The 13,005-nt window shown below is 58.3% G+C and carries 6 protein-coding genes; all 6 read right to left on the reverse strand.

Annotation, left to right across the window (positions count from 1 at the left end; translation table 11 throughout):
- Positions 1-13: 13 nt before the first annotated feature.
- The 6 genes from ACMGT0_RS23250 to ACMGT0_RS23275 all read right to left on the reverse strand — a co-directional run bounded on the left by ACMGT0_RS23250 (position 14) and on the right by ACMGT0_RS23275 (position 12,857).
- Entirely contained in the window at positions 14-499 is a 486-nt protein-coding gene (locus ACMGT0_RS23250) for a hypothetical protein (RefSeq protein ID WP_416769970.1), read from the reverse strand.
- A 59-nt stretch (positions 500-558) separates the two neighbouring features.
- Positions 559-3,453: a hypothetical protein gene (locus ACMGT0_RS23255; protein ID WP_416769972.1), complete on the reverse strand. Its 2,895-nt coding sequence runs from the start codon at positions 3,451-3,453 to the stop codon at positions 559-561.
- A 59-nt stretch (positions 3,454-3,512) separates the two neighbouring features.
- Positions 3,513-5,810, reverse strand: a complete 2,298-nt coding sequence (locus tag ACMGT0_RS23260; protein ID WP_416769974.1) for a hypothetical protein — start codon at positions 5,808-5,810, stop codon at positions 3,513-3,515.
- A 69-nt stretch (positions 5,811-5,879) separates the two neighbouring features.
- Positions 5,880-8,309, reverse strand: a complete 2,430-nt coding sequence (locus tag ACMGT0_RS23265; RefSeq protein WP_416769976.1) for a hypothetical protein — start codon at positions 8,307-8,309, stop codon at positions 5,880-5,882.
- A 107-nt stretch (positions 8,310-8,416) separates the two neighbouring features.
- A complete protein-coding gene (locus ACMGT0_RS23270) occupies positions 8,417-10,249 on the reverse strand; it encodes a hypothetical protein (RefSeq protein ID WP_416769978.1) in 1,833 nt (610 codons plus the stop codon).
- Between the two features lie 178 nt (positions 10,250-10,427).
- Positions 10,428-12,857, reverse strand: coding sequence for a hypothetical protein (locus tag ACMGT0_RS23275; protein WP_416769980.1), 2,430 nt, complete (start codon positions 12,855-12,857; stop codon positions 10,428-10,430).
- Positions 12,858-13,005 lie beyond the last annotated feature (148 nt).

A 13,005-nucleotide genomic window follows, 5' to 3' on the forward strand; every position in this document is an offset into this window, starting at 1 on the left:
TGTGCTCCGTAACTTATGGTTTTGGCACCAAATCGCCTTTTTTGATATGCATGCAAGCCAACTGACCATTTATATACCCACCATTATAATGATAAGACTCCAACAGCACCCCTTTGTAAACAATGTCTTTAGGCTTATGCGTAGAAAGCTTGTCAGGAATAGATATATATATGGTATCGGTCGGCTCAATATAAGTACGCACAGTATAATGCCAATTACCCTTGGGACTGCATTGAGCATTCGAATTAAACTCAATAGTCGTTCCCGAGGGAACACCATTCAGTTTAAAGAAGTTCAGCTTATCTCTCTTGCACTCCTTGTAATACCCCAGATCGATCTGCATGGTTTTTAATTCAACAACGCAAGTAGTGCCACCGCCATCCGCGTATTGGGCCATGCTTATCGAGCCCTCCACCTCATTCGCCGCCAGAACATAACTGGCGACCGGGTTGATCGAGCAGAACAGTAGCCCCAGTGAAACCACCTTGAGCCGATTCATGACAATAATCCTCTCGCATTAAATGATATCAACGCCGCCAGATCGCAAACCTCGACTGATCAAGCATATTTTGACTGATCAAGCATATTTCGGGTGCCTACGTTTTGACTGGCGTTGAAATATATCCGACGCTGGTGCAAATTACCGTTCTCGTCCCGCAGGGCAACGATCAGATCCTGATCCAGTAACGGGCGCGGAGAATCTTTCGGCATAATAAACTTAACATTATCGGCCCGCCCCAACACGACACCAAACGTTCCTGGCTCATAAGGGCTGGGCTTTTCGATACTCAGCCTCAAGGGCTGGTTGTCCATTACAGGGATCGTACGCAGAGCATCGTCAAATCCGGTTTTCCCGGTATTTTCATCGGGTAGCATCGGGCTTTCGAAGTAATACACGGTATAACTGAACATGATTTCCGTAGGCCGTTCGCTTTCCCAACGAATCATCGACCGATTGATCTCGTTCATTGCCCCCGGGTGCGGCGGGAATTCCAGGGTGATAAACTTCTGCCCGCGGCACGTCAATAACCAGAAATCACCGCTGTTGAGTTCATAGTTCATCTGGTCTTCCACACTGCCCGTGGTTATGCCCCATAGCCGCTTCTCACGGGTAAAGCTGTACTCGAACACTCCGGGATCCACGGCGACTACGGTGATTTTCGTTCCCACACCGCCCCCCCCTGATTCTCCGGACCAATGCCAGGTATCGACATGGTCCTGCTGAAATCCGGCACTGAGGGCGGTGCTCTCGTTCTTCGCCGCCACGCTGAGCAGATAGAAGTACTGCTCGGTCAACGAATCGTCCTCTCCTGACGTAACAGGCGGCTCATCCGCGATCTTCGACTGGGCCGGGTTCCGAGGGTCGGCGATAGCAAAATATTCGCTGGGCGTCTTGCGCACCTGCCATTCGAGCCCCGAAGGGACATCCTCGATACCCTCCTGGTCGGGCGGGATAATCTCCAGGAAATTCCGCCCGACATTGGTGGCCAGGCGCATACTCGCCCGCTCGGCCAGGCTCAGTTTGAAATACTTGAGCTCGCCTTCCACCAGGACGCCCTGGGTTTTGGTGGTCACGCGAACGCGCAACTGTTGATAACCGTTGCGCAACATCCGCCCCTGGCTCTCGTCAAACTCTCCGGCGGGTATTTCGATCTTGAACAGGGATAATTCCTTCCAGGTCGGCTCCGGCTCCGCCTGCGTCCTGTCGAGCAGGGCGATGTCCCGGAACAGCACCACGCCATTTCGCACCACCTCACAGGCCAGCACCGTGGCCTCACTGACGCCGCCCGCCGGTGCCGTGTAGCGGCCCTGCTGGTCGATACTGCCGACACCACTGAGAATCCTCCAGCGCCTGGGCACATCGGGCAGCACGCTCTCGTCGCTGCGCAATTGCACATTGGCGCCCCCCGCCAGGTGCGGGATGAAGGCCGGCTCGACGTGCAGGAAGGACTGCGCATTGTTCAAGACCAGCAGCGACTCAACCGATTGGACAGGCGCACCGGTCTCGCAGAGCACCCGCTGCAGGGACAGCGACTTGCCCCTGGCTTCAGCATTAGCGGTGAACCGCCAATGCGCCCCCTGATCAGTTTTCTGCAGGCTGCCATGCAAGGGGGCAAGCAGGCTGCAGGTGACGGTCTTGCCATCGTTGGCCGCCACGCTCAAGTCGATAGCGGCCTGCTGCGCCACATCCTGCACCTGCAGCGCCGGAGCCACTTCCAGGGACTCGAAATCCACTCGCAACAGGGCCGAGGCGTGGTAGTTGCCCACGGAGGCCGTCACCACCACCTCCAGATTGTGATAACCGATCCTTTGCGGTGACACGGCGGTGTAGAGACCGCTGCCATCGATCCGACCATGCCCCTCCAGGGAGTGGCTGCGCAGGCTGACCGCGCTCCAGGTCACCCCGGTGAGCGGCTGGCCCTGCCAGTCGAGCAACTGGAAACGCTGCTGCTGGCCGGCCTTGATGGCCGCGAACGCGGGCTGCACCACCACACTGGCGGTGGTCGGGCTGATCTGGCCCACCGCCAGCCAATCGTGCGGCGTGTGGGTCGACAGCACCTTGAAGTAGTTCTGCTCGGGGAACAACAGGCTTTCCGGCACCTCCAGGTCATCGCCCACCGCATAGGACAGCACCTCCCGCGACACCACCAGCGAGGCGGTGTACCTGGGCTGGCCGCTTTCCAAGTCGCTGGGAATGAGGATGGGAAAATCCTCGCCCAGTTCCTGCCCCAACCCCTTGCCGCCCCGTACCTCGATCAGCGCCAACACCACACCATCGCCTTCATTGGGAGCGCCCTTGATTCGCGCCCCCGGCTCCGCCTGGGTGCGCAAACGGAAGCGTTCCGGCGTCAGCTTGCGATAGCCTTTGAGGTTGATGCGCCCCAACTGGAAACTCGTCTGGCCGGGATCCAGTTCATTGAACCGCTGCTCGAAGAACGCGCCCAGGGCCTCCGCCTCCGGCGCCCCCAGCAAGTCGCAGGAAAATCGCGTGGCCCCGCGCAGGTCCATGGTGATACGGCCCTGGTGGTCGACCTCGGCCACCACCACCTTGAGGTCGACCCTCATGGTCACGCTGAAGCCCTGCTGCTGCGTGACATCGAACCGGGAACGCAATTGCAGCGCTGCACCCGCCTCGCGATGCCAGGTATGAATCTCGCCCGAGGTGATGGCCATGGTGACCGTGGCCGTGGAATCCCTGGATGTGGCGCTTTCGAACGACAGGCGGGGCGGCCCCAACCGCAGGGACTGCACCTGGATAACTTCGTCGTTCTGTTCACCCGTGCGGGTTTGACCACTGATATACGGCAGGAAACAGAACTGTTCGTAACGGGTGATATATTGCTGTTCCAGCAAATGGTTAAGCCGCACGCGGTTACAGGAAAAAATCGCATCCCACCCGCGTGTGATCAACTTTCCTTGCATCATTGACAGCAGTTCGTTTAACCGGGCCATGATTGCGTACTCTCTCAAGTTTATGCGTCACATCCTGATGAAAACCGCCAGCCGCTTGGTTAGCGACGCAGGCGGCCAAGGACCTTTGCCGCGTTCGCCAGGGGCAGTGGCAGGATGAAATAGCCTTCCAGCGTGCCAATGACCGGGGCGTTGAAAACCGCGGTAATCAAGGCAAAGTGCGCCGTGCTCTCGGCGTCCGCCCGGTACAGCCCCTGTGAGTCGATGGTGCCGGGGCCGGCGAAGCCGATGCCCCACTCCACGCCAAGCTCGACGGGCACGCCATTGAGCGAGGCTTGCAACTGCACGCTGCCCGGAGTCGAGCCAGCGAAATCGGCGCTGATGTGCAGGAGCGAGGTGCGCTGCAGCACCACCACATGGCTGGAGGCCGTCTCGCCGCTGGCCGGGTCGGTCACGCTCACTTCATCGAGCACATAGGTTTTCCCCGCCACCGGCCCGGCCGCCGTATAGGTGCAGTGCCGCGAAGTCTCGTCGAGATCAAGCGTGCCGCTTTCACCTTCGACCGGGTTCTCGATCTGCCACTCCAAGGGCCCGTCCCCCTGCGAGTACGCGGCCAACTCGACCTGCTCGCCCGGGTTGCACACCTGGATATCGGTGAGCACCCCCAGCGCCTGGCGCAGCACGGTAATGATCGTGACGCAGCTCTCACGGCTCTGGGGGTCTTCGGCGCGCAGCAATACCTGGACCGAAGGCCGGGCTCCCAGGGTATGGCGTGGGGGTGCGCGGTAGTTTCCCTGCGCATCGATCGTCCCCGCGTTGCTGGCGTCGAGGTTATCCAGGGAGTACACCACCGACCGCTGTGGTTCGACGGAGAACGCCAGGCGCCCGCCCGCCAGCACGGAGGGGTTGGCCGGTACGATCCGCAACGAGCCCGAAGGTGAGGCAAATGGGCCGAACGCAACATAATCTCGTGGCATCGCGATCATCGAAGGTTGCAGCGGCAGGATATCGGCCACGTCGGTGTGCTCGAGAAAATCCGGTGCCACCTCGGCCGTCAGCTTCTCGGAGTAGCGTTCAAGCAGCGCCGTCTTCACGATATGGCCGACAAAAGCCACGATGCGCTGGCGCATATCCGCCGACACGTTGTCTGGCAAATCGATCGGCACGACGTCTGGCTCGCGGGACTGGGGCACGAACACTTCGCCTTCCACTCCCGCGCCAAATTCGTCGTTCACCAACTGGAACACCTGCTCCAGGCGCCAGGAAAACTCAACGGTATAGGTGGTCCAGGAGGAAGTGTCGCTCTGTAGCCGATATTCCACCTTCACCCTGCCACGGGTCTGCCAGTGCTGCACCACCCGGGTCTCCTCGAAATCGGCCGACAGCGGCGCGGCGCCCTGCGTCGCCGAGAGTTCGAAGGCCTCGCTGCGGTACTCGTAGCGGTCATCCTTGTACTGGTTCACCGGGGGCACGCTGAACGCGCCGGCCTTGGCCCGGATGCCGGTTGCCCGGGCGCGACGGGCGCGGCCCCGCTGGTGGACGAATTCGAAATTATCGGCACCGAAGGTATCCAGCAGCGCCACGGCGAAGCCGGCACGGCTGACCAGGCTGGCGGAAAACTGGGCGGCGAACTCGTAGTCCTGGCCGGGGTCGTTGGGGATCAGGTATTTGTAGCCCGAGTCATTGCTCGGCTTGTGGCCGGCTTGCCCATGGGCCATGGTTGAATACAGCAGCAGGGCCCCCTCTTCGGAACCGGGCTCGGGCGACTGGCTACCGATCTCGACCCGTTCGAGGTGCATGAACGGGTTGCCCTGGTCGGCAAAACCCACCAGCGGATAGCTGCTGCGCTCGCCCAGCGCTTGCAGTTGCTGCTTGAAAAAGTGCCCGCCGGCATCCCGCTCATTCTGCGTGTCAGCGTCCATGAATTGGAAAACGGCCCCCTCCTGCGCCAGGTCGCACACCACCTGTGCCTCCTGCCCGGCGCTGGCGGCGCGGAAGGTGATCGGCACGACGCACTCCAACCGTGGGCCATCGAGCAGGCTGTAGGTACCCAGCGAACGGACAGCACCGTCGTGGGTGATGATTTTCTGGCCGCCGCTGAGTTGCAGGCTGACGCTCAGGTTATTGGATACGTACGAAACCTGGGCAAAAGACAGTACGGGGTAATCCAGGGCACAGTCGTTGAGGTGGTACTGGACCATCACACCCGGCGTATCGGGTATTTCAAAAGAACCGCTGATGCCGCGCAAGGCGTTACCCAGGCTCAAGCGGGTCGCGTGCTGATCGCGCAATGCGGTATTGAGGGCACGCCCCGATAAAGCGAGCAAATGGTCCCAGTCATTGATGCGGCTGGTACCTTGCATCCAGCCCAACAGTTCCTCCAGCGAAAAACCGGCCATGTTCGATCTCCTGCTGATAACGGATCAGCGTGGATGAAATAGAGCTGTTCGTTTAAAAGTCGAACCGCGTTACGGATGACTCAACTGCTGCAATGCATTGGGAAACTCGATCAGCGGCAAAGGCAGGATGATGTGGCCTTTGAAAGTGCCGAAGCCCGGTATCTCGTATTGCGCGATGATGCAGACGAACCGCGCATCGGCATTCGGGTCCGAGTGATAGAGGCCCGGGATATCCGCATCCATATGACCTGGTCCCTCGAATGCAATAAGCCACTCCACAACGCCCGTTACATCTTCAGCAACCTTGGCCTTGAGTTGTATCTGCCCAGGCGGAAGTTGGCCTGCATCGGGATCCGGCGATAGGGTGATCAGTGGATTTTGCCGCTTGACCAGCATATAGACCGACTGTGATTGCCCGTCGCAGGTCGCCACGACTTCGTCCAGCACATAGGTATCCGTCCCCACTCCTGCCCCGGCAACATAGGTGTAGATGCCACCTTGCAGCTCGATCGTGCCGCTGCCGGGCCCCGGACTCTTGACCGTCACCTCGACGCTACCCTGCCCCAGTACCCCCACGCCCAGCTCGACTTTCTCATTGATACTGCAAACGGTGATCAGCGGGTTGATCGTCAGTGGATTGGCCACCACCGTTACCAGTGCCGAGCTGTAGAAGCTCGTCGTGGGATCGGTCGCGGTGACCCGTACCCGGGTGAAACGACCCTCGATCTGCCCGGCTTGCGGGGCCTGGTACACGCCAGTGGCAGGGTCGATGCTGCCGGGGTTGCGCGTGCTGCGGCGCAGGTCCTGCACTGTCCATTGCAAGCCGCTCATGACCGGTTGGGTCTGGAACCTGTGCGAGGCCCCCGCCGCCAGCAACGGCTCTGGCGTGGTGATTGCAAAATGGGTTTGTTGCGGGCTGATCCGGCCGAAGAAACCGACATCGCCGGGAGAATGAACCTCGTTGCCGACAATGGCATTGCCAAAGTTGAGTTCAATATTTTCTTCGACGAACTCTCTGACTGAAAGGTTTGAGGGAATACTGTGTTTGAAGGCTGCTTCAATCGCATTCTTAAACGCGGGCCCCAGCAGGACTCTCAATAGAGCCTCACCCAAAAACAAGAAAAGCGACCCTATGATATAAAGAATGAAAGTAGCAAATTGATCCGGCGTCAGCCATCCGGGACTGGCTTTTGAAGGGGGTACCCACTCGCTTGACGAAGCTGGCTCTTCGGTATCGGCCTCATAATTGAATGCCTTCAACCTGATTTCTCCGCCATCGTTCGTATCGACCAGTTCATAATCCGCCAGAATGGACAAACTGTAGTATTTGAATAATTTACCCTCTTCAAGATCTCCAGGAGAAAGTTTTGGGTCACCCTCCCCTGGCTTTAAATTGATGGGTACAAAACCAGAGGCCTGTAGTCGGGCCGTCACGTCCTGCCCTTTGACTTCCAACACCAAAGCCTTGGCCAAGGGTATCGAGAAAGCATCGATCCCATAGGTCACTTCGGCCCAGGCCTCACGACCCAAAAATTTGAGCACGAAACGTTCTGTAAGCTCCAGGGCCGGAATATCGAGTTTTCCTCCGTTCGATGTCGCCTTGATGAGTTCCTTGTCATCATTGAATTCGTAGGAAAAATCATAGGTACCAATCAAATCACCGAACGACTTGAGCAACTGCGCCATGATCACCCGTCCGCGGTTGAGCAATACCGTGGCGGAATAGTCCTTGTCCGCATCTTTCGGAATCAGGTAGCGAAAGCCGCTGTTCGGACCCGGGAAGCCACCCTCGTGACGGCCCCGCATACGCACGAAGGCCAGGATCGCTCCCTCTCCCTGCGCCCCACCTCGCTGGGTACGAAGGCCAAAGGATTGTGGCTGCATCAGCGGGTTCGCTCCCTCCTTGATCTCCCCTATGACCCATACCCGCTGATCATCGTCCAGTCGCTCGAACAGCTCCTTGAAAAACTTTCCTCCCTCGCTCTGTTCCAGTGGGTTCTCGGCGAAAGTCAGGCGAAAGTCGCTGCTTTTCTTCAGGTCCAGGCGGATGCGCCGGTCACCGTCGATCTGTCCCGGCACATCGACCAGCAGCAGCTTCAGGTACAGGCGGGGGCCTTGGCTGGGGGAGTACTCCTGGATCCGGGTCACCGTCCAGTGGTTGATGTCCCAAAGCAACGACAGCTGACTGCCTTCGACAATCGCCATCTCAAGGTTGGCCCGGGAATCGTTGAGATCCGTATCCTCATAGAACAAACGCGGTACATCCAGGGTGAAGTTGCTGATGGCCTCCATGAAATTATTGCCACTGGTGGGTACGAGTCCGCCAATTCCCGACAAGTAGGAGTTCTGGTCGAATCTCTCGATATATTGCTGCAGCAGCAGAGTATTGGTGGCATCGCGCTGCAATGCGATAATCGCGTCCCAACCGAGCATGCGTTTCTCATCTTCCAGCCAAGCCAGCAGTTCAGCTTTTGTATATGTCGTAGTTGTCATGATCATGACCCCTGATACCGTTCAAAAACAGCAGACACTTATCCCAAGCACCGTCAATTCACAGAAAAGCCCTGCTCGTTAAAAACCGGCAAACACCTTGAAAGTACGGAGCATCACTCCAGCAACTTGAATGCTTTTACACCAAAAGACTTGTAGGAATTACCTTTATCGAAGCTGACTTCGAAGGTGACATCAAACTGCTCACCAATTCTCAATTGCTGGATAAAGTCACCAGAAACCTTCACCAGAACCTGGCCGTCGTAGAACTCGTCCTCGGTCACCGGTTCGCTCTCATCTCGCATCGTTCGGGAAACAGTCTCACCATCGCTGTCACGAATCCCCGAGATGTGCGCCTTGAGCAATTGCCCCTCGTCCATGAATTGCCAGTAGGACACCTTGAAGACCATGAACTGGCCCACCTGGCTCAGCCTGATACCGTTTAGTCCATCGCTGACTTTCGGGCTTTCGGCCTGAAGCGACGGCCAGCCACCCTCGAAATCCTTGATATACAGTTCGAAGTCCGGCGACCAATGAGTGTCGCGTTCACCGACGGGTATGACCGCATAACGGATCTTCACCCACTTGCCCAGATCCGCCGGAATGACTTCGGAAACGATCTTGTACCGCCAATCGGACCCACCAACGGGGTTATCCACCCGATGGTCTCCGTCATGACCGCTCCATACCACCCAGCGCTCGTCAGCGGGGACGACCTCACCCTCTTCCGGTATCCGGATAACTACCCCCAATTGAGCACCGGGCGCGGTGATCCAACCCTTGGGTATGCCGGTGCCATCGTCATCGTAGGGCACGGCGTTCTCGACGACCGGCGCCAACAACCGTAGTTGCCTACGTACCCTCAGGACCAGGGCTTCAGAGCTGAGCGAAGCGCCGGCCCTTGCGTACTGGTAGCTCAAGCTGACCTCTTCGCCATAATGTGCCTGCAACCAGCGGGCATCCAGGCGCAGTTCAAGGATGGCGCTCTCGACGTTGGTAATATCCAACTGCATCGAAAGCTGGATCGAGGAGTTCTCCCCATCGGCATACACCACCACCGTGTCGCCGACCTGCGGGTCGGCATAAGGTGGGATGCGCAGCGGTACGCCGAATGGGTAAAGCGAAGGGTCGATCTGCCCGCCGGCATGACCAACCACCGACAACAGGGGGAGCAGCGGCTCGCTGGGGGGCACACCGGCGATCCGCTGTTCGGCGGAGTATGTTTGTGGCGCAGCCGGATCCACCGGATCGGCATAGGTCACGCTGTAGCTCATCAACGCATAACCGTTCTTGATGATCTGCAACCGGGCATAGGGCAGGTGCCACTCCAGTGGATGCCCCACTTCCTCGGCACTGACGGTTTTGTAGTACGTTTCCACAATCGGAGTGGGGGAGCCGGGCCGGTAGCCTGCCCACACGAACGCCAGCTCATCGCCCTCCGCCATGGCCTGGTAGGGCACCGTCGTGAGGGTGGCGCCATCGAGTACCGGGTCGCTGTTCACGTCCACGCAGCGATCATGGGACTCTTTAAGGTGAGCGACCGGCAACAGGAGGCTGGACATCCAGGGCCGTTTGCCGACATAAAAAAACAGCCGCAACGACTCATCGGTAAAGGTGTTGCCGCCATCCTCGGAGTAGCGATAGGAATAGAACACCTCGCCCTGGTCCAGCGCCACGACCTTGCTGTTGACGATGGGGATCGGCATCCAGGGGTCGCCGTTATCGTCGTACTCCAGGCGATCGTCCACATCCTGATTGGCCGTTTCATCGATCGCCTGGCCGTCCCTGGCACGGCCCCGCCATTGCGGAGCGATCAGATGGCCTTTGGCTATGCCGGGGTACTGGATGTAGGTCATAAGATCATCGCTGCCCAGGCTGTCGAGATCCAGGGCATTGTCACGGCTCAGCAGCGGAACGAGAGGGACAGGTGGGGTGATCTTGGTACTCATGGAATGGCGTCTCCGGTTTGACTCCCGTCATTGCTCGGGTCGCCGACACAGAGACTTCGACGTGTCGCGGATGAGTCTTTTGTACGCTGGTCGTAACAGGCTGCCTACTAGCAGAACTGCTAGGTTGCAAGAGACGGGCGGTCGGCTAGCGTCAGCGTGCAACCCTGGAGGGCTGGCGTCATGGCTCACTCAGCATCTGCAACTCACTGGGAAACTCGATCAGCGGTAACGGCAGGATGACGTGGCCTTTGAAAGTGCCGAAGCCCGCCATGTCGTATTGCGCGATGATGCAGACGAACCGCGCATCGGCACTCGGCTGCGCGTGATAGAGGCCTGGGGCATCCGCATCCATCTGCCCTGGCCCGTCGAACGCGATGAGCCATTCCACATCCTTGGTGATATCCAGGCCATTGAACTCGGTCTTGAGTTGTATCTGCCCCGCCGACAGTTGGCCTGCATCGGTCACTGGCGATACGGTGAGGGCCGGATTCTGCTGCTTGACCAGCATGCAGGCCGATCGTGATTGCCCCTCGCAGGTCGCCACGACTTCGTCCAGTACATAGGTTTCCCTTTGCACTCGATCCCCAGCGACATAGGTGTACTGGCCATCTTGCTGCTCGATCGTGCCGCTGCCAGGCCCCGGACGCCTGACCGTTACCTCGACGCGGCCCTGCCCCAGTACCCCCAGACCCAGGTCGACCCGTTCATTGGGATCGCAAACGCTGATCAGCGGATTGATCGTCAGGGGGTTGGCCACCACCGTCACCAGGGCCGCACTGCGAAAGTTCGTCGCCGGGTCCGTCGCGGTGACCCGCACCCGGGTGAAGCGGCCCTCGATCTGCCCGGCTTGCGGGGCCCGGTACAGGCCGGTGGAAGGGTCGATGCTGCCCGGGTTGCGTGCGCTGCGGCGCAGGTCCTGCACCGTCCAGCGCAGGCCGCTGACGGCCGGTTGGGTCTGGAATGCATGGGAAGCCCCCGCCGCCAGCAACGGCTCTGGCGTGGTGATTGCAAAATGGGTTTGTTGCGGGCTGACCCGGCCGAAGAAACCGACATCGCCGGGAGAATGAACCTCGTTGCCGACAATGGCATTGCCAAAATGCAGTTCAATGTTTTCTTCGACGAACTCTCTTACCGAAAGAGTTGAGGGAAACTGGCGCTCGAATGCTTCCTTGATTGCATTTTCAAACTCGGGACCGTCTATAATTCTTTTCGTGGCTGCAGCCGTGATCGCGGCACTCTGACTTTCTACATACTGTATGAAATACGCCAGCTCCTCTGGTTCCAAGCCTCCACGACTGACCTTTGAAGAGGGTGCCCATTCGCTGGGCGAACCTGACTCATCGGTAAAGGCCTCATACTTGAATGACTTCAGCCTGATCTCTCCGCCACCACTGCTGTCTACCAACTCATAATTCGCAAGAATGGACAGGTTGTAGTGCTGAGAGAAGTCCCCGGAAAAATACTCGACATACATCGGTGGATCACTATCTTCCACACGGTAAAACTTGATAGGTATCTGACCACGAGCACGCAGCCGGACCGTCACTTCCTGCCCTTTGACTTCCAACACCAACGCATTAGCCAAGGGTATCGAAAAACTATCGAACCCAAAAATAATATTTATCCAGGCTATCCCGGAAGGAAAACCAAATTCGAAACGCTCTGTAAATCGCTGGTTCGGAATATCGAACTTTCCTCCGGTCGAGGTCGCCAAAATCAGCTCATTGTCCTGATCGAAGACGTAGGAAAAATCATCATCGCCCATCAATTCACCGAACGATTTGAGCAACTGCGCCATCATCACCCGCCCCCGGCTGAGCAATACCGTGGCGGAATAGTCCTTGCCCGCATCCTTCGGAATCAGGTAGCGAAAACCGCTGCTCGCCCCCGGAAAGCCACCTTCGTGCCGACCCTTCATGCGCACGAAGGCCAGGATCGCCCCCTCGCCCGCTGCCCCACCCTGTTGTGTACGAAGACCAAAGGATTCCGGCTGCATCATCGGGTTGGTGCCCTCCTTGATCTCCCCCATGACCCAGATACGCTGATCGTCGGGCAGTTGCTCGAACAGCAGCTTGAAAAACCGGCCGCCCTCGAGCTGTTCCGACTGGGTCTTGGCGAAAGTCAGGCGAAAATCGCTGCTTTGCTTAAGGTCCAGACGGATGCGCCGGTCACCGTCGATCTCTCCCGGCACATCGGCCAGCAGCAGGTCCAGGTACAGGCGCGGGCCTTCGCTGGGGGAATACTCGGAAATCCGGGTCACCGCCCAGTGGTTGATGACTCGAAGCAGCGTCAACTGACTGCCTTCGACAATCGCCATCTCGAGATTGGCCCGGGAGTTGTCGAGCCCGGTGTCTTCAAAGAACAAACGCGGCACATCCAGGGTGAAGTTGCTGATGGCCTCCATGACATTATTGCCGCTGGTGGGGATGAAACCGCCAATCCCCGACCAGTAGGAAGCGCCCTGGTCAAAGTGCTCGATATATTGCTGCAGCAGCAGGGTATTGGTGGCATCGCGCTGTAACGCGATAATCGCATCCCAACCGAGCATGCGTTTTTCATCTTTCAACCAAGCCAATAATTCAGCTTTTGTATAAGTCGACGCCACCATGACCGTAGCTCCGTTATGATAGGGAACCCCACTTGAATAAGCGACTTCTACGCCTGGCCCAGCCCGGTGCCTACTAGTAGAACTGCTAGGTTTGTCCCGCCAAGTGATCTGTTACCGTGGATAACGAAGATTCGCCAATTATCGTTCC

Origin of the sequence: Pseudomonas sp. RHF3.3-3, from assembly GCF_048069595.1 — a bacterium.
GTDB classification, from domain to species: domain Bacteria; phylum Pseudomonadota; class Gammaproteobacteria; order Pseudomonadales; family Pseudomonadaceae; genus Aquipseudomonas; species Aquipseudomonas fuscovaginae_B.